Consider the following 17,606-nt stretch of genomic DNA (forward strand, 5'->3'; position numbering starts at 1 on the left):
GCCATGACGATCGACAGCGAATACCCGCAGGACGAAAAAACCGTCCTGCTCGACCGCGATGGTCGTGCTCCCGCACAGGCATCGGTGACGGACTTTCCATCGCCGCCGCGCTTTGAGCAGTTGGAAGACCGAATTATCTACACCGCCGGCCTGCAAGGAGCACTGAGTTTCAATATCGGCCCCAACAGCCTGGTAGCCGCCGCCTGGGAACTCTTGTCGCAGGTCGTTCAGCTCAAGAGCAGTTCCGGCCGCGAAGACCTGCAGAGCCTCAACAATCGGTTGTCGTCGGGGATCATGACGTTTGAAACGCATGCCTTGCACCAGGGCGCGGAGGAAAGTCAGGTCATGTCGGCGCGCTATGTGTTGTGCAGCGTGATTGACGAAGCCGTGGTCACTACGGCATGGGGCGACCGCAGTGACTGGTCGAAGTCCAGCCTGCTGAGCCGCTTTCACAACGAAACCTTCGGTGGCGAAAAGTGCTTCCAACTGCTCGAGCGCTTGTCCCGCGACCCCGTCAAGCACGTGGCAATGCTGGAGCTGATGTACCTGTGCCTGTCGCTCGGGTTTGAAGGCAAATACCGCGTCATGGAACGGGGAGGGCCGCAGTTGGAAGCGGTACGGGATGGCTTGTATCGGCAGATCAGGCATGTGCGCGGTGATCGCCTGCAGCTGTCTGTGCCCGCAGCCTCAGACCTGCCGCCCGGCGCCCGGCTGCGGATTATTTCCGCGACCGGGGTGGGCGTCTTCACTCTCGCCTGTTTGCTGGCTATGTACCTGGGCTTTGCCTGGGCATTGGGCAATGAACGCATGGCGGTGCTGCATGCCTTTCAACCTTTGGCGCCGGATCAGACACGGTCGCCTTTGTAACGCTGGGAGCGATGAATGAATGCATTCTTCAAGGACGTAGGCACGGTTCTGCGCAAGAGTTGGGTCTGGAGCCTGATTGTCGTGTTGTCCAGCGCGCTGCTGGTGTGGTTTTTCGGGCCATTGCTGGCGGTGGATGACCACCGGTTCTGGCACGGCGCACCGGCCCGTCTGTTGACCATCAGCGGGCTATTGCTGATGTGGGGGTTGGCGATGGTCATGGTGGGCGCGCGCCGTACCGCACGATTGAATCAACCTGAGCACCAGGAGCGCCATCAGCGCAAGGGGTTGATTGACGACGAGCAGAAGCAGGTACGAGGTCGTTTCAAAGAGGCGTTGCACACGCTGAAAACCTCCCCTCGCTATGGTGGACACAGCGAGCGTTGGTGCAGCGACTTGCCGTGGTATCTGTTGATCGGCCAGCAGGGCAGTGGCAAGACCTGCCTGCTGGCGGCCTGCGGATCGCACTTCCCGCTCGACCGGGACGCGGCCATGGCCTCAGGCGCAACCCAGTATTTTGATTGGTATCTCGCTGACGAGGCCGTACTCGTCGAGAGCGCCGGGCGTTACCTGGCCCAGCCTGACCATGCAGTGGATAGCGCGGGGTGGTCGACGTTCCTGGGGCTGCTCAAATGGCGGCGCAGGGCCCGTCCACTCAATGGTGTGGTGGTGACGCTGGCGGTTGAGACCCTGCTGGGCAGCAATGAGCGCGAGCTGGATCTGCACGCCCGCCACGTGCACACCCGGCTGCAGGACATCCAGCAGACGCTGCATGTGGATGTGCCGATCTATCTTGTATTGACCCAGGCCGACCGGTTGCCAGGCTTTGTCGAGTTCTTTGACACGGCGCAGGGCGACAGTGCCGAAGCGTTGCTCGGAGAACCTTTGGTCATGGGCACGACCGGTACCGCCATCAACCAGGTCCGCGAGGCGTTCGAGGCGATGCTGCAGCGCCTCGCAGCGGAGCTGATCCCGCGTTTGCATCAGGAGCGAAATGCCGAGCGCCGTGGCCAGATGCTTGATTTCCCTCGGCAGGCCGCGCAAATCGGTGAACGTTTGTGCGGGTTTGTGGAGTCTGCGTTCTCCGCCCACCGTTTTCAGCGTATTAACGGACTACGCGGGTTTTACCTGACCTGTGCGCAGACTGCCGACCGGCGCTCCCACTTCGTCCAAGGCTTGTTCACCCGGGTAATTTTTGCCGAGGCCAATCTTGCGGGGCTGCAGACACCGGAGCGACAACGTATTCGTCGACATCAGGGGTTAGTGGTGTTGGCCGCGTGCCTGGTCATTGGCGGGGCGGGGTCGCTATGGGCATACAGTTATTCGGTCAATCACCAGCGCCTGGTGCAACTGGCGCAATTGAGCAAACCGCAGCTGCCCGCTTCATCCGGTTTGGACGCCACCCTGGCGCTCCTGCCGCTGCTGGACGTTCGCTTGGCGGCTACCCAGGTGTTTCCAGCGTTGGCGGACGTTCGACCGGGCGAGCGTGGCGGCTTGTACCAGGGGACGATGAGCCAGCCGGTGCTGGTCGGTGCCTATGAAACGTTGCTGCACCAGCAGTTGTTGCCCCTGGTGTCCACGATGCTTGAAGAACAGGTACGGACCAGCCTGGGCGACCGCGAGGGGCTACTGGATATCCTGCGGGCTTACCTGATGCTCAGCCTGCGCGAGCGTCGCGATAACGGTTGGCTGGCGCAACGCGTGGCCAGTCATTGGTCTGTCCGTTATGCCGGTGATGCGTCCGTGCAAAAACGATTGAACGAACATCTCGCACGTTTGCTTGAGCTTCCCTTCGTGACGCCCATGAACGCTGAGCTGGTTGCCGAGGCCCGCAAGGAACTGCGCGGGGAATCATTGGCGGGGGTTGTCTATAGGGCGCTGCGTAACCAGGCACGGATCCTGGAGCCCTATCGGCTGGCCGAGGGGCGGGGATTAGCCGTTGCCGAGCAGCCGATCCCCGGCTTCTATACCAAAAGGTATGTGCAGTACTTCGAAAAGCAGGGCCCTCGGCTGGTCAATGCCATTGCGCAGGATAACTGGGTGCTGGGGGAGAGCGTTGACCTCAGCCCAATGGACCTGCGCCAGTTGATGCAGGAGCTGGAGCAGCGCTACTTCAACGAGTACGCCGATACCTGGAGTCACGCCATTGGCCAGGTTCGCCTCCAGGAAAGTGACAGCCTGAGCCAGCATGCAGACAGGCTTTCCAGCCTGGCCTCAGCGCAGTCACCGTTGCTGAAACTGTTGCGGCAGGTTCGGGAAAACACGCGCTTGCTGTCGGCCAATGATCGCCTTGAAGCGGTGAGCCAGCAGGCCGACGAGTTGGGCGCTACGGCCTCCATTGTGTTGCTCAGCGAGCTGCATGATCAGGCCGCGCCTGATTCTGCCCGCCGTGCACTGCAGCGTCGGTTCGAGCACTTGCACCAATTGCTGGACGCGGATCAGAACCCAGGCGCTGAACTGACGCAGGCTTTGCGGCTGCTCGATGAATGGCATCTGCAACTGGCGGCCCTTAACCGTGAGAGCACGCCAGAGCAGGCGGTATTCATGATGGTCAAGCAACGTATGGAGGGGCAGCAGCCGTTACTGGGCCATTTGCGTGATGTGTCCGCACGCTTGCCGTTACCGCTCAAGGGCTGGTTTGAAAACATAGCCGATGAGAGTTGGCGGCTGCTGCTCAATGACGCCTATGTGTATGTCAATCGGCGCTACCAAAGCGAGGTCTATGGCTTTTACGCCAAGGCGATCCAGCGTCGGTATCCGTTCAACGCGCGGGCCAACAGTGATGTCGCCCTTGGCGACTTCCAGGCGTTTTTCAAGCCCCAAGGCGCGATGGTGCGCTTCTATGAAAGCTACCTGCGGCCCTTTGTCAGCGTCGAGGGCAGTCGCTACCGTCCAAGGGGCCTGGATGGCCGTAGCCTGGCGCTGTCGCGCTCGCTGTTGGAGCAACTGACGAAAGCCCAGATGATTCGCCAGGGGTTTTTCGCTGAAGACCAGAGCGAGTGGGCGGTTCGCTTCACGCTGGCACCCTATAGCCTGGATCAGGGGGTCAGCCGCGCGATCCTGAGCGTTGCCGATCAACACCTGGAATACCGTCATGGCCCGATCGTGCCCATGGCGTTCCAATGGCCCAACGAAGCCTCCAATGGCCGTAGCAGCCTGGTGTTGGAGCGGGGCGAGGAGCGGCCATTAGGAATTGAGAAAAACACCGGCCCCTGGTCGTTGTTCCGGTTTATCGAGCTGATGCACAGTGAGCATGCGAGTGATCGGGATGCACAAGTGCTCATGGCCGAGCTTTCGGGCATGCGCGCCAGCTTCCTGCTTACCAGTCAACGCGATCCCAGCCCGTTTCAGATGGCGAACTGGCGCACCTTCCGCTTGCCGGAGCAACTGTGAGCCAGGTACCTGCTGATGGGCGTAGCGCCGGGCGAACGGCGCGAGGCAAGGCGCGTGCGCGCAATGAGGACGCATTCCTCGATTGCCCCCAGCGTGGTTGCTGGGCGGTGGCCGACGGCATGGGGGGGCACCAGGCTGGGGATGTGGCCAGCCATTGGGTCATCAGCAGCCTGGCGTCGTTGCCCTGTCAGGGCAGCTTTGACGAGCGGGTCGAGGCAGTGAGGCGCTGCTTGCGCGGGCTCGACCGGCAAATGGGGCAAGCAACGACTGAGCAGGCTGCTGACGGCATCATGGGCAGCACCGTGGTTGCGTTGCTGCTGGAGGGCAATCGCGCTGCCTGTATTTGGGTCGGGGACAGCCGTTGCTATCTTTGGCGGGGACGACGCTTGTACCAGCTGTCGCGGGACCATTCTCTGTGGCAGCAACTGATGGACAAGCAGCAGTTGAGCCTGGAACAGGCCCTGGCCCACCCGGATGCCAGGGCCTTGACCCGCGCCATAGGCGGCCGGCAGCCGTTGAGCCTGGCGGTGCTGGAGTTCACTACCCAGCCAGGGGATGTGTTTTTGTTGTGCAGCGATGGTTTGTATCAGGGCCTCAGTCATGGCGAGTTGGGCAGTGCCCTGAGTGTGGGCACGTCCCGACAGGTCGTGGACCGCTTGTTTACCGAGGTATTGCGGGGGCCGGCCCGGGATGACCTGACGGCCGTGGTGGTGCAGCCATGAGTGCCGTCATCGCCCCGCCGAAACTGCTTGCGGGGCGCTATCACCTTGAGCGGATATTGGGCACCGGCGGCATGGGTGTGGTCTACCGGGCCCGCGATCTGTTGCACGAGGCGTTCGGTGAGCCCAATGCGTGGGTGGCGCTGAAGCTGTTGGGCGATACCCTCGCTGAATGCCCCGACGGCCATGTATTGCTGTATAGCGAGTTCGCCATGACCCGAAGCCTGCGGCACGATCACGTGGTCAGAACGTTTGCTTTCGAGGTCGATACGCCGCACCAGATTGCGTTCTTCACCATGGAGTTGCTGCAGGGCATGACCCTGGACTGTCTGCTGCCGCAGTATCCGGACGGATTGCCGTGGCAGGAGCTGCAACCCATCGCCTTGCAACTGTTGGATGCACTGGCTTATGCCCACAAGCAGGGCGTTCTGCATGGCGATGTGAAGCCGGCCAATATCATGGTGGGCGAGCAGGGCGTGCGGCTGTTCGATTTTGGCTTGGGCCATGCCCAGGCACAGCAGGCTGCGGGGTTGCCCAGCTTGAGTCGCAGCCGTTTGAACGCTTGGACCCCAGCCTATGCGGCGCCGGAACTGCTGGCGGGGGAGGACATCTCCGCCAGGGCCGAGGTGTATGCCGCCGCCTGCGTGATTTATGCGCTGGCCCAGGGGCGACGGCCCGGCGAGCGCGAGCCGGATAAGCCACTGCCCAGGCCCCGGCAACTGCCTCGGCAGTGCTGGTCGGCGCTGCATTCTGCGCTGGCCATGGACCCTGAGTACCGCACCATGTGCGTCGAGGAATTGTGTGAAGCAATGAATGGGCGCAGGCGCCGCTGGTTTCTTTAGGGGCGCGTCAGTCGCTCAAATCATGCAGTTGGCAGTATTCGATCCAACTCAGCCCGGCCATCTGGGCGACTTCCTTGTGCACTTCCAGGCGCTGCGTCTCGAAGTCTGCGGGGGATTGTGCGGTCAGCTTGAGGGTCAACTCCCAGGCAAACAAACCCTGGCGTTCGGCTTCGGCCTCGAAGGCTTCATGCAGCCGCTCGGCGCGGTACTGCTCCAGGGTTTCGCCCTTGGCCTGCGCGGCCAGCGGGTTCAGGGTGTTCAGTTCTGCAGCCACATCAGGGTGTTCGTTCAAGAATCGATCCAGCGCGAGCTGGTGGTTATCGCCGGGAGGTGACAAGGGTGTACTCCAAATCATGTGGGATCAGGCCTCGGTTTCTGGCTCGAGGCGAGCGCTGTGGGCACACGGCACACAGATAACAGGTATTGAAGCAGATTCCAGGATCGGTCCAGGTCAGAAAATTCAACTATTTTGGGGAAAACAGGGCTGTGCCTGTCACCCCTTGCTGAAAATTCAACGATACCCATGGCAAAAGACTTTCGCACCCGGTGCCAGGACGTGTAGCGTTAGCCGCGATGTTTCCGACCCTGCCTTTCAAGGGCCGCGGGCGATGGGCAGAGGGATGGGTCATGGCGCAAACGCTGTTCAAACTTTTCTTTACCCAGCGTCTGGCAGCGTTGGCCAGTGCCGATTCATTGCGCGCGATCCGCGAAGGACTGCTATGGATCCTGCCGTGCCTGCTGGTGTCGGCGGGCTTTCTGATTCTGTCCGAATGCGCCCGGGTGATGGGTTTGGCCCCGCAGGTGGTGACCTTCCTGGCGGGGCTGCACAACCAGATCAGCTCGGTGATCCCGTTGCTGGTGGCCGCATCCATTGGGTACATGCTGGCGATCCAGCACCGCTTGCCGCAACTGCCGGTAGCGTTCCTGTGCCTGGCCCATGTGGTGGTCGCGACGTTTATCCTGCGGGAGTACCCCCGGGCGTCAGCGACGTTTGTGCTGTTCATTGCGATTGCTTCGCCGCTGCTGAATGTACCGGCGGTGGCCTGGCTGCACCGTTTTCGCTGGACGCGGCTGATCAATGAAGACCTGGTGGGGCACAACCTGCGAGGCACGATCAATATGGTGGTGCCTGGGGTCATCACCGCCCTGGCGCTGGTGGCGGTGCTGTCCTTGCTGTTGCAAATGCCCTACGTGGCACAGATGCAGGGCCCCCAGGTGCTCGATGCGCTGGAGTCGCCCTACGGCAGCGGGTTGTTTGTCACCCTGATGAATTCGCTGTTGTGGTTTTTCGGGATCCACGGCGTATACGCCATGCAGCCGCTGTTTGATGTGCTGGACCAGGCCGTGGTGCTCAACAGCACGGCGCTGGCAGCGGGTGAGCCGATCAAATACATGTTGAACAGCGGCCTGCTGGGCAGCTTTGCGTTTATCGGCGGCTCGGGCGGAGCGTTGTGCCTGTTGCTGGCAATCCTGCTGTTTTCCAAGAGCCAGTCCATGCGCCTGGTGGCCGTGGCGAGCTTGCCGCTCTCATTGTTCAACGTCAGTGAAGTCCTGCTGTTCGGCTTGCCGATCATCCTCAATCCGCGCTTGTTCATTCCGTTTCTGGTGGTGCCCGCGATGAACGCAATGGTGGCGCTTACGGTTGTGCAACTGGGGTGGGTTTCCCCGGCGGTGGCCAGCGTACCGTTTACCGCACCGGTGCTGCTCAATGCCTACCTGAGTACCCACGGCGACTTGGCGGCCGTTGCACTGCAAGTGACGCTCCTGGTCCTGGGCACGCTGGTGTACGCACCCTATGTGCGTGCGATTCATCGCCAGGCGACCGAAGGTGGCACGGTGTACCTCAAGTCCCTGGACATGACCTTTCGCGGCCTGGAAGAAAAAGGCCGACTGCGCGAGCTAGACCCGGTGCTGGCGTCCCATCGGATCCTGGCGCGCCAGGCCAATGAACTGAACCACATCCAACAGCTCAGCGATTACGAGTTCTATCTTGAGTTCCAGCCGCAGGTCTCGACCCGCACCGGGTTGTGCACGGGTTGCGAAGCGCTGATGCGCGCCCGCGATGAGCAGGGCGCGGTGCATTCACCGTGGGAGTTCCTGCAGTGGCTGGCCCAGGCGCGGTTGATGCCGGACGTGGATATGTGGGTGGCGTCCCAGGCGATCCGCCAGTACCAGACATGGCAGAAGCTCGGCTTTGCCCTGCCGATGACCATCAATATTTCCAGCGCGACCCTGACCGACGCCGCCTATGGCGAGCGCCTGGTGGAGATCCTCGCCCAGGCCCATGGGCAGGTGTCGGTGGAGATCACCGAAGACGCACTGGTCAGCGATATCCCGGCCACGCGCCAGACCATCCAGAAATTGCAGGCCATCGGCGCCAAGGTCTATATCGACGATTTTGGCACCGGGTTTTCGGCCTTGAGTTACCTGCACCAGTTCCCGGTGGACTTCATCAAGATCGACCGCAGTTTCGTGGTGGCCCAGCACGATCCCAAGGGCGCGCAGGTCCTCACCGGCATGTTGCGTTTCTGTGAAGCGCTGAACCTGGGCGTGGTGGTGGAAGGCGTGGAGACCGCCGAGCAGTTGGCCTTCCTGAACACCGGCACCGAACTGATTATCCAGGGCTGGTATTTCAGCAAGGCGCTGCCGGGCGATCAGCTGGAAGGCTTTGTGCGCCAGCGTGCGGCCATGGCGCAGGTCTAGTAGCCGCGCTGGGTCTGTTCGATGTCCTCGACCAGGCGATCAATACCCGCCAGGCGTGCACGGTTGTCGTGGTCCCAGGGGTGAAAACCGGGCTTGAAGTAGTGCAGCCACGGCACCAGCATCCGTGGGAAAACGCCCTTGGGACCATAAAGAAATTTCAACATGCGCCAGAAGCCTTTGAGGTGCCCACCCGCCTTGCGGTCGGCTATCAACAGACGCACATGAAAATCCAGCACCACCAGCCAAAAAAACACCGTGGTGGTGAGCATGGCGCCCGTGCGCAGCAGGTAGCGTTTAGGCCCAGGCTTGATCACCGTGTTCCATACATCAAAGGCCACGGCTTTGTGTTCGGTTTCCTCCAGGGCATGCCAGTACCACATCTGCTGGTAACCCTTGAGCGAATCGCCGAAGCGTGACGGGTCACTGAGCAGGATTTCGGCCAGCATCGCCGTGTAGTGCTCAAGGGCGATGGTGATCGCCAGGTTGAAGGCCGGCGGAAAGTGTTTTTTCTGCAGGTCGAGAATGAATTTAAGCCGACGGTCCAGGGTGTGCGCTGGAAGTCCGGCGGCTTGCATCAGGTCGTTGTAGGCCACGTGCTCACGGCTGTGCATGGCCTCCTGGCCGATAAAACCCTGGATCTGTTTCTTCAGTTCCGGGTCCTCGATGCGCTGGCGGTAGTGGCGCACGCTGTCCATGAAAAACAGCTCGCCCTGGGGGAACAGCAGCGACAGGGCATTGAAAAAATGCGTAATGAACGGACCTTGTTCGTGCCAGTTCTTGATGCGTTCGGCGGGCAGGTCGAAATGGATATCGCGGCGAATCGGCAACATGCTGCGTGCTCCTGTTCAGAGTCGGGGCTCGTCGTGGGTTTCAAATACCGGGGGGCGCGGCTTGGGCGCCATGCGTTTGCTGGCCAATACCACCAGCGCTTGATAGGCCGCCGGCAGGCAGCGGGCGAGCAGGTCGAGGAAATAGGCGTCACGGCCGATCAGCACGCGGCGCTTGTTTTTGCGTACGCCTTGCAGGATCACCTTGGCGGCATGGTCGGCATCGGTGATGAAGAGTTTTTCGAAGTCGGCGCGGGCCTGCTGTTCGCTGTGGATCAGGAAGCCGGTCATGTTCGCGTCGATACGGCTGCTGCGACAGATATCGGTACGAATGCCGCCCGGGTGCACGCAGGTGGCCGAGACGCCGCAGCGTTGCATGTCCAGTTCCTGGCGCAGGGATTCGGTAAAACCGCGCACGGCGAATTTGGTGGCGTTGTAGCCGCTCATGCCAGGCTGGGCAAACAGGCCGAACACACTGGACGTGTTGATCACATGGCCGTCACCGCTGGCCTTGAGGTGCGGCAGGAACGCCTTGGTGCCGTGGACCACGCCCCAGAAGTTGATGCCGACGATCCATTCCAGGTCGGCGTAGTCCACGCCTTCGACCGTACTCGACAGGGCCACGCCGGCATTGTTGAACACCAGGTTGACCTGACCGTGGTCGGCCACGCAGCGTGCGGCCCAAGCCTCCATGGCCTGGCGGTCGGCCACATCCAGCACCTGGGTGGTGACAACCACCGGCGACAGGGTCGAGGTCTTGATCAACCCCAGGGTCTGCTCCAACCCTTGGCTGTTTTTGTCTGCCAGCGCCAGGTGGCAACCTTCACGCGCGAGGGCCAGGGCCAAGGCGCGGCCCATGCCGGACGCCGCGCCGGTAATCGCCGCCACGCGGCCGTTGAATGACTTCATGACAGGCTACCTTCTGCGGTGGAATGGGGCGCCGGCATCGGCCGGGTAGGGGCATTGACCGGCCCCAGGCCGGCCACGTAGTCCTTGAGCGCAAACTGCCGGGTCACCTGCTTGAAACGCCAGGTCGAGCCGGGCCACAAGGTGGTGTTCTTGCCGGTGCGTGGGTCGAGGTACCAGCTCTGGCACCCGCCGGTGTTCCAGATGGTGCGTTTGAGCTGGTCTTGCAGGTGCTGGTTGTAGGCGCTCTCCACTGCGGGCTTGACGTCCACGGTGGCGATGCGATGTCGCTGCATTTGCTTGAGCGCGTCGAGGATGTAGGTGACCTGCGCCTCGATCATCAGGATCATCGAGTTATGCCCCAGGCCGGTGTTGGGCCCGATGATCAAAAACAGGTTGGGATAGCCTGGCACCGTGGTGCCCTTGTAGGCGTGGGCGCCGTCGCGCCAGGTGTCCATCAGGTCAACGCCGTCGCGACCGACGATGCAGTCGCGGGGCAGCGGGTCGGTGGCCTGGAAACCGGTGCCGAAGATCAGGCAATCGGCCGGGTGCTTGATCCCGTCGGCGGTGATCACGCCGTCGGCTTCGATGCGCAGGATGTTGTCGGTCACCACCTCGACATTGCTGCGCGACAGCGCCGGGTAGTAGTCATTGGAGATCAGCACACGCTTGCAGCCGATGGTGTAGTCCGGCGTCAGGGCCTTGCGCAGGGAAGGGCGAGTGACATGTTTGTGCAGGTGGCGTCGGGCGATTTTCTGTACCATTTTCATCAATCGTGGGTGCAGCGCAAAGCCCACCACACGGCCTTCCAGTGCCCAGTAGAACGCGCCACGCACCAGGCGCTGGGTGAAGGGCACGTGTTTGAAAAGCCAGCGTTCGAGCGGCGAAATCGCGCGGTCGGGCTTGGGCATGATCCACGGCGGGGTGCGCTGGAACAGGTCCAGGTGCGCCACCTGGGGTGCAATCTGCGGCACGAACTGGATGGCACTGGCGCCAGTGCCGATCACCGCCACGCGCTTACCCTTCAAGGCGTACGCGTGATCCCACTGCTGGGAGTGAAAGCGCTTGCCCTTGAAGCTTTCCAGCCCCGGGATATCCGGCAGCGCCGGGCGTGCCAGCGCGCCCATCCCCGACACCAGCACCCGCGCACTGACGTGGCGGCCATCGCTGAAGCTCAACTGCCAGCGTTGCTGCGGTTCATCGAACACCGCGCGGGTAAGGCCCATACCGAAACGCAAATAGGGCGCCAAGCCGAAGCGCGCCGCGCATTGCTCCAGATAGGCGCGGATTTCCGCTTGCGGGGCGAACTGCCGTGTCCAGTCCGGGTTGGGGGCAAAGGAAAACGAATACACATGGGACTGCACATCGCAGGCGCAACCGGGGTAGTGGTTGTCCCGCCAGGTGCCGCCGAGGGTGTCGGCCTGCTCGGCGATAAAGAAGTCGGTGAACCCCGCCTCCTTGAGCTTGATGGCCATGCACAGGCCGGCAAAGCCCGAGCCGATGATGGCGATGTCGATGGATTCGCTGTGGGCATTCATAGGCAGGTTCTCTTGGGCATCGGATCTGCTCCTGTTTTTGTTGTGTCTTTTAGATGGAACACCATTGCAAAGAAAAAATGAATTAATTATTTTAAAAAAGATTTTAAATAATCTACCTGAAAATATCGCCTACGCTAGGACCTTGTTCCTTATGTGCGACTTGTCCGACGGACGAGCGAGGTACGCACGCTGTTCAGGTCCAGGGTGTGGACGTTGGCCGAGGCCTTGACCAATTCCGGTCAGGTCGGCGGCAGCAGGGAAGCAGAGGACCGAGCTATGGCTGTGCAATGGTTGATTGCTGCGGGTGTGCTGGTGGGGGCGAGCGTCGTGTTTTGGGGCTTGAGTGCCTGGATGACACGGCGGATTGAAGCAGCGGTTCCAGGCAATGGGCGCTTTGTGGAGGTCGATGGCGAGCGCTTTCATTATTACGAAGAGGGCAAGGGCCCGCCGCTGGTGATGATTCACGGGCTGATGGGCAGCAGCCGCAACCTGACCTACGCCTTGTCCGGCCAGTTGCGTGAGCACTTCAGGGTCATCACCCTCGACCGCCCGGGATCGGGCTATTCCACCCGCCACGCGGGGACGCCGGCCGACCTGCCGGCCCAGGCCCGGCAAATCGCGGCCTTTATCCAAACGCTGGGCCTGGAAAAACCGCTGGTGCTGGGGCACTCCCTCGGCGGCGCGATTGCCCTGGCGCTGGCCCTCGACCACCCTCACGCGGTGTCCGGGTTGATCCTGGTGGCGCCACTGACCCATCCCCAACGCCTGTTGCCACTGGTGTTCCTGTCATTGGCGGTGCGCCCGGCGTGGCTGCGGCGCTGGCTGTCGCACACCTTGACGGTGCCCATCGGCCTGCTGACCAAAGGCTCGGTGGTCAAAGGCGTGTTCGCCCCCGATGCCGCCCCGGCCGATTTCGCCACGCGTGGCGGTGGGCTGCTCGGCATGCGGCCGGATAACTTCTATGCCGCGTCCACCGAGATCAACCAGGTCAACGATCACCTGCCGGACATGGTCAAGCGCTACCCGCAACTGACCCTGCCGATCGGGCTGATCTATGGCGCGCGGGACAAGGTGCTGGACTTCCAGAAACATGGTCAGGCCCTGGCCAGCAAGGTGCCGGGGCTTAAATTGCAGCTGGTGGAAGGACGCGGCCACATGTTGCCCATTACCGCGACTGAACGGGTGGCGGCGGTGGTGGAGCAGATAGCCAAGCGTGTCCGACCGGCCCAGAGCGCTACGGTGTTGCACGCGCCCTTTGCCCTGGCTAACAAATAATCATGGCCCCGATTGCTGGATCGAATGTCCGAAATGCCTGCCCTAGAGACCTGACCCAACAGCTGAAAAAACGACTGTTCAGTCACGCCCAAAAGGCCTCGAAAAAGTAGTTGACGACCTATCGATTCCGCGCTATTTATTTAAAAAAATATTTCAATATTTATTTTGAAATGATTTTTGAAATGCCTAAGAGCGAATAAAAATGAAAAAAACGTCTTTTATCGCATGGTTGATTTCCTGGGGTGCCCAGCATTCCTCGAACCTGTTTTTTGCGTCCCTGCCAACCCGCCTCATCCGGAGGCAGCCATGAATCAGACATTGGCTGCCCCAAGCGTGTGGACCGACGGCAAGCGTCACCTGTGGTGGCTGGGCATCATGCCGCTGGCCACGCCGCTGTTGTCCGGCACCCTGGCGATCACGACCGGTATCCAGCAACTGTGGTGGGTCGGCGTGCTGGTGATCTTCGGCCTGATCCCATTGATCGACGGCCTGCTCGGTGAAGACGTGAGCAACCCGCCCGAATCCGCCGTTGGCCACCTCGAATCCCAAAGTTACTACCGCTGGATCGTCTATACCGGCGTGCTGTTCGTGATCTCCTCGGTGGTGATCACCGGCTGGCTGGCCGCCGGCGGGATCGACTGGATCATCCAGGGTGGCCTGTTGCAGGCTGCCGCGAACCTGGACCCTTCCAGCTGGCTGTCCCACGCCGCCAGCTACATCACCGCCCGCACTCAACTGCATGGCGAACCGAGCTGGTTCACTTACCTGGGCATGGCGATGTCGACCGGTGCCGCCACCGGTATCGCGATCAATACCGCCCATGAACTGGGGCACAAGCCCAACGCTTTGGAGGTGTTCCTCGCCAAGGTGACCCTGGCGCCGACCTTCTACGGGCACTTCTACACCGAACACAATCGTGGCCATCACGTACGTGTTGCCACGCCGGAAGACCCCGCCAGCTCGCGGCTGGGCGAGAGCTTCTGGGCTTTCCTGCCGCGTTCGGTGTGGTTCAGCGCACACTCAGCCTGGAACCTGGAGCGCGAGCGTCTGCGCAAACTCGGCCTGCCGGCCTGGCATTGGAAAAACGCTGTGCTCAGTGCCTGGATGTACAGCGTGGTGTTGTGGGGCGCGATGATTGCCTGGCTGGGGGCAGCGGTGATTCCGTTCCTGATTATCCAGGGCATCTACGGCTTCTCGTTGCTGGAAGTGGTGAACTATGTGGAGCACTACGGCCTTAAACGCCAGAAGTTGCCCAACGGTCGTTATGAGCGTTGTTCGCCTCGGCACTCCTGGAACAGCAATCGGATTGTCACCAATATCTTTCTGTTCCAGTTGCAGCGGCATTCCGACCACCATGCCAACCCCACCCGTAGTTATCAGTCGTTGCGTCACTTTGATGAATCGCCACAACTGCCTTATGGCTACGCGAGCATGATTGTCTGGGCGTATGTGCCTTACTTGTGGCGACGACGCATGGACCATCGAGTCCTCAACCACTATGCCGGGGATATCACCCTGACCAATCTTCAACCTTCACAGCGTTTGAAGTACCTGGAAAAGTACAGCGGCAGTGCCAAGCCGTTTTGATCTGAAGTAACACTTAGTTTCGTTGTGTGCTCGGGGCCTAATTGCCGCGCAGGATTTTATCGCCCAGAGAAAGTGCTTTGACCCGAACAAAAATAATTAAAGGGAAGGACGTACACCATGCAAACACCTGCCAAGTTCACCACCCATATCGTATTGGCCGTGCTGGGCCTGCTCGCCTATCACCAGGCCCAGGCCGCACGTATCGAACCGGCCGGCAGCGCGTTTACCGCCCAAGGCCCGATCAGCTTCTCCAAAGGCGCGCTGATCAGCGCCGACTGCACCATCAAGGTCGCCGGCAAAGTGGCGCCTGACGGTACCTCGGTCAATGTCGACAAAGTTGAATTCGACGGTGGCCTCAAGTGCAGCCGGGTCGAAGCCATCAACTTGCCGTGGATTCTGGTCGCCAAAGATACCAAGAGCGGTTCCATGTCGAAGATCAGCGTCGATGTTCACGCCTTCGGCCTGGGCGGCAAGTGCGGGCCTTCTACCGCCGATGGCACCTGGGATAACGCCACCGGCAAGTTGGAAGCCGCCAATGTACCGATTGGCGAAGACTGCAAGATCAAGACGGTGTCGATCAAGATGCCACCGAACTTCAAAGTTGTTGAATAACGTGCTGCGGTAATTGAATTGAAATTTGGCTGGAAAGGGAAGTTCTGCAGATTCACCGTGACCTCTCGTTCATGGCCATTACCCCTGGCGAAATGACTCGCCATTACATGTGAGGAAAAACAATGAAAAGTTTGAAAACCCTCGTTTGTGCAACGTCTTTTGCTCTGTGCTTTGGCGCCGTTTCGATGGCCAATGCGGCGACCATTGCACCTGCCGGCGCCGCTTTTACCACGGCGGGTTCCATCACCGTAAAGTCGCCGGCTTCCCTTAATATCCCGGTCACTTGCAGCATTATCTTTACCGGTACCGTGGCGAGTGGCGGTGCAGGCGCCTCGATTACCGGCGCGACGGTCAGCGGTTCCAACCCGCTGTGCGCCGTTCCGGTGTTGAGCAACCTGCCATGGCCGCTGACCGTCGCTGGCACAGGTCCTGATGCGTTCAGCGGCACTGTTTCGGGTGTGAAATTCAAAATCGCGTCCGACTGCAACACTACGCCAGTGAGTATCGCGGTGAACTGGAAGAACTCCACCAACACGTTGAGCATTCCTGGTCCTCAAACCGTGGGCTCTTGCACAATTACCGCCCTCACCGCCGTTCCAAGTCCGGCGTTTACCGTTAGCCCATAAGTACGCTGAGTACTTGACGTGATGATCACACGTTGAAACTGGCAAGTGCCTCGCAAGAGGCACTTGTTTGAATAGATCGCACGCGTGGAATACAACAATAAGGAGTCGGGCATGAATAATAAGAAAGCACACGCACGCACGTTAATCAGTGTGGCCGTTATCGGCGGCCTGATGGTTATAACTGGCGGTGCGCAAGCCGGTGGGTTCTCTACTCCGACGTTCGGGGCGGAGGGCTGGGGCCGTGCGTTTGGTGGTGGTTCGATGTTTAAGGATGATCCGTCATCGGCCTATAACAACCCGGCGGCGATGGCGTTCATTGATCACAATATTTCGCAGTTCAACATTGACTACGCGCGGATCAATATCCACTACAAGGGTACCGCCAAAGACTATGCGGGCAACCCCACTTCGACAACGACCGTTGACCCTAATACCTTTGAGTTCAATTCCGTGCCCCGCGAAGGTGATGGAGGACAAGGCGGTTTCACCGCATGGGTGCCGACTGGGTTCATGGTCATCCCCATCGGTGACCGTTTCGCCTTTGGTCTCAGCCAGGTTGTGCCGATGGGCGCGCGTACCACCTGGGACAATGACTGGAAAGGAAGGGATTTTGCGGTTGACACGCGTATCGAAACCGTTGGCTTGACGGGGTCGCTTTCGTTCAAGGTCAACGATGAGTTTTCCATCGGTGGTGGCGCGATTGTTCAGCACACCAAAGGGTTCGTCAGCCAGAACGTTGACCTCTACGCCGCCGCCGCACTTGCTCCGAATTCGATCCCATTCCCTGCGGGCATAGGCTATTCGTTGATGCGAGTCAAAGTCGACAATACCTCGGTGGGCTGGTTTGCCGGCCTGGCCTGGAAGCCAACCCCACAAGACACCCTGGGGTTGAACTACCACGCCAAGATCAAGAACAAACTCGAAGGTAAATACAACATCTACGCTGACGAAGGCTCCCAGGGCCTGATCGACGCGGGGTTGCCGGGCATTTTGTATCCAGGTCTGAACCTTCAGATGAGCGGGAAAGCCAGTGCTCAATTGGACGTTCCTGCCAGCGCAGCGATCGATTGGGTTCACCAGTTCAATGATCGTTTTACCCTCGGTGCCAGTGTCTTGTGGACCCAATGGTCTTCATTCAAAAACCTGACCTTGAAGTCTGAGGGTTCGACCATCGTCGCCATCCCTTACAACTACAAGGACGTCTGGATGGTCTCCCTCGGTGGCGACTACAAGCTCACCGATGATTTCACGTTGCGCGCCGGTGTCGCGACGGACCAGACGCCTACCCGTAACTCCACCCGTGACCCTCGTATCCCCGATGGCGACCGGATCTTCACCTCGCTGGGCTTCGGTTACAAAATCAGGGCTATTCCAGGCCTGGGTATCGACGGTTCCTACTCTCACCAGTTCGTGGAAAAAGCCAAGTTGAAAACCCATAACCAGGATCGTCTGGGGGGGGCAACTCTGGACGGCAAGGCCGATGCCTATGGTGATGTCGTGAGCTTGGGGATCACCTACAACTTCTGATCCCGCGTCACGCCATGCCGATGAAAAACCCGCAGTCAGCGCATCTTTCTGCAGGTTTTGCACCGCTTGCGCAACGAGCGGGTCGCCCACGCGACCCGTTCCGATAGTCGTTCAGTACGCTTTGATTCGGCTGATAGGTTCAGTCGCTATTTTTTCGCCCAAGCATTAAATAAAAATTTCAAAACAA

At 60.4% G+C, this 17,606-nt stretch carries 14 protein-coding genes; 10 read left to right on the forward strand and 4 right to left on the reverse strand.

All coding sequences use genetic code 11. The features are described from left to right. Positions 1-3 precede the first annotated feature (3 nt). From icmH to J1G35_RS23425, 4 genes are read left to right on the forward strand one after another with little or no spacing between them, the layout of a single operon-like run. Positions 4-867, forward strand: a complete 864-nt coding sequence (gene icmH, locus J1G35_RS23410; protein ID WP_053128332.1) for a type IVB secretion system protein IcmH/DotU — start codon at positions 4-6, stop codon at positions 865-867. A gap of 15 nt (positions 868-882) precedes the next feature. Continuing rightward, positions 883-4,257 (forward strand): type VI secretion system membrane subunit TssM, encoded by a 3,375-nt coding sequence (gene tssM, locus J1G35_RS23415; protein WP_223016136.1) that lies wholly within the window; start codon positions 883-885, stop codon positions 4,255-4,257. Beyond that, entirely contained in the window at positions 4,254-4,979 is a 726-nt protein-coding gene (locus tag J1G35_RS23420) for a PP2C family serine/threonine-protein phosphatase (protein ID WP_053128336.1), read from the forward strand. Before tssM ends, J1G35_RS23420 begins: the two co-directional genes overlap by 4 nt. Next, a complete protein-coding gene (locus J1G35_RS23425) occupies positions 4,976-5,818 on the forward strand; it encodes a serine/threonine-protein kinase (protein ID WP_053128338.1) in 843 nt (280 codons plus the stop codon). Before J1G35_RS23420 ends, J1G35_RS23425 begins: the two co-directional genes overlap by 4 nt. Positions 5,819-5,825: 7 nt before the next feature. On the opposite strand, the gene J1G35_RS23430 is transcribed toward J1G35_RS23425, so the two are convergent. After that, a complete protein-coding gene (locus J1G35_RS23430; protein ID WP_053128340.1) occupies positions 5,826-6,155 on the reverse strand; it encodes a DUF6388 family protein in 330 nt (109 codons plus the stop codon). A gap of 290 nt (positions 6,156-6,445) precedes the next feature. Between J1G35_RS23430 and J1G35_RS23435 the strand changes: the two genes are divergently transcribed. Beyond that, complete coding sequence (locus J1G35_RS23435) at positions 6,446-8,521, forward strand: EAL domain-containing protein (protein ID WP_223016137.1); 2,076 nt, start codon at positions 6,446-6,448, stop codon at positions 8,519-8,521. On the opposite strand, the gene J1G35_RS23440 is transcribed toward J1G35_RS23435, so the two are convergent. Genes J1G35_RS23440 through J1G35_RS23450 form a run of 3 tightly spaced genes read right to left on the reverse strand, consistent with a single transcriptional unit; the run spans position 8,518 to position 11,792 of the window. Beyond that, positions 8,518-9,351, reverse strand: coding sequence for a metal-dependent hydrolase (locus J1G35_RS23440; protein ID WP_053128344.1), 834 nt, complete (start codon positions 9,349-9,351; stop codon positions 8,518-8,520). The two genes, J1G35_RS23435 and J1G35_RS23440, sit on opposite strands and share 4 nt — an antisense overlap. A 15-nt stretch (positions 9,352-9,366) precedes the next feature. Next, positions 9,367-10,257 (reverse strand): SDR family NAD(P)-dependent oxidoreductase, encoded by an 891-nt coding sequence (locus J1G35_RS23445; RefSeq protein ID WP_223016138.1) that lies wholly within the window; start codon positions 10,255-10,257, stop codon positions 9,367-9,369. Next, a complete protein-coding gene (locus J1G35_RS23450) occupies positions 10,254-11,792 on the reverse strand; it encodes an NAD(P)/FAD-dependent oxidoreductase (protein WP_223016139.1) in 1,539 nt (512 codons plus the stop codon). The genes J1G35_RS23445 and J1G35_RS23450 overlap by 4 nt, the downstream gene beginning before the upstream one ends. A gap of 276 nt (positions 11,793-12,068) precedes the next feature. On the opposite strand from J1G35_RS23450, the gene J1G35_RS23455 reads away from it, so the two are divergent. The 5 genes from J1G35_RS23455 to J1G35_RS23475 all read left to right on the forward strand — a co-directional run bounded on the left by J1G35_RS23455 (position 12,069) and on the right by J1G35_RS23475 (position 17,419). Continuing rightward, complete coding sequence (locus J1G35_RS23455) at positions 12,069-13,067, forward strand: alpha/beta hydrolase (protein WP_053134001.1); 999 nt, start codon at positions 12,069-12,071, stop codon at positions 13,065-13,067. Positions 13,068-13,373: 306 nt separating this feature from the next. After that, a complete protein-coding gene (locus tag J1G35_RS23460; protein ID WP_053133997.1) occupies positions 13,374-14,654 on the forward strand; it encodes an alkane 1-monooxygenase in 1,281 nt (426 codons plus the stop codon). 117 nt (positions 14,655-14,771) lie between these two features. Further along, on the forward strand, positions 14,772-15,266 hold the full coding sequence (gene praA / locus J1G35_RS23465; protein WP_053133994.1) for an alkane oxidation protein activator PraA: 495 nt from the start codon (positions 14,772-14,774) through the stop codon (positions 15,264-15,266). A 122-nt stretch (positions 15,267-15,388) separates the two neighbouring features. Then, a complete protein-coding gene (praB, locus tag J1G35_RS31050; protein WP_262417387.1) occupies positions 15,389-15,892 on the forward strand; it encodes an alkane oxidation protein activator PraB in 504 nt (167 codons plus the stop codon). Between the two features lie 111 nt (positions 15,893-16,003). Next, positions 16,004-17,419: an outer membrane protein transport protein gene (locus tag J1G35_RS23475; protein ID WP_223016150.1), complete on the forward strand. Its 1,416-nt coding sequence runs from the start codon at positions 16,004-16,006 to the stop codon at positions 17,417-17,419. The last annotated feature ends 187 nt before the right edge of the window (positions 17,420-17,606 follow it).

This window comes from Pseudomonas sp. SH10-3B (genome assembly GCF_019891415.1).
GTDB lineage: Bacteria > Pseudomonadota > Gammaproteobacteria > Pseudomonadales > Pseudomonadaceae > Aquipseudomonas.

What these genes read in the sequence shown, in the direction of transcription:
- icmH (WP_053128332.1), top strand. Translation starts at nt 4, where the DNA reads ATGACGATCGACAGCGAATACCCGCAGGACGAAAAAACCGTCCTGCTC.
- tssM (WP_223016136.1), top strand. Translation starts at nt 883, where the DNA reads ATGAATGCATTCTTCAAGGACGTAGGCACGGTTCTGCGCAAGAGTTGG.
- J1G35_RS23425 (WP_053128338.1), top strand. Translation starts at nt 4,976, where the DNA reads ATGAGTGCCGTCATCGCCCCGCCGAAACTGCTTGCGGGGCGCTATCAC.
- J1G35_RS23435 (WP_223016137.1), top strand. Translation starts at nt 6,446, where the DNA reads ATGGCGCAAACGCTGTTCAAACTTTTCTTTACCCAGCGTCTGGCAGCG.
- J1G35_RS23440 (WP_053128344.1), bottom strand. Translation starts at nt 9,351, where the DNA reads ATGTTGCCGATTCGCCGCGATATCCATTTCGACCTGCCCGCCGAACGC.
- J1G35_RS23445 (WP_223016138.1), bottom strand. Translation starts at nt 10,257, where the DNA reads ATGAAGTCATTCAACGGCCGCGTGGCGGCGATTACCGGCGCGGCGTCC.
- J1G35_RS23450 (WP_223016139.1), bottom strand. Translation starts at nt 11,792, where the DNA reads ATGAATGCCCACAGCGAATCCATCGACATCGCCATCATCGGCTCGGGC.
- J1G35_RS23455 (WP_053134001.1), top strand. Translation starts at nt 12,069, where the DNA reads ATGGCTGTGCAATGGTTGATTGCTGCGGGTGTGCTGGTGGGGGCGAGC.
- J1G35_RS23460 (WP_053133997.1), top strand. Translation starts at nt 13,374, where the DNA reads ATGAATCAGACATTGGCTGCCCCAAGCGTGTGGACCGACGGCAAGCGT.
- praA (WP_053133994.1), top strand. Translation starts at nt 14,772, where the DNA reads ATGCAAACACCTGCCAAGTTCACCACCCATATCGTATTGGCCGTGCTG.
- praB (WP_262417387.1), top strand. Translation starts at nt 15,389, where the DNA reads ATGAAAAGTTTGAAAACCCTCGTTTGTGCAACGTCTTTTGCTCTGTGC.
- J1G35_RS23475 (WP_223016150.1), top strand. Translation starts at nt 16,004, where the DNA reads ATGAATAATAAGAAAGCACACGCACGCACGTTAATCAGTGTGGCCGTT.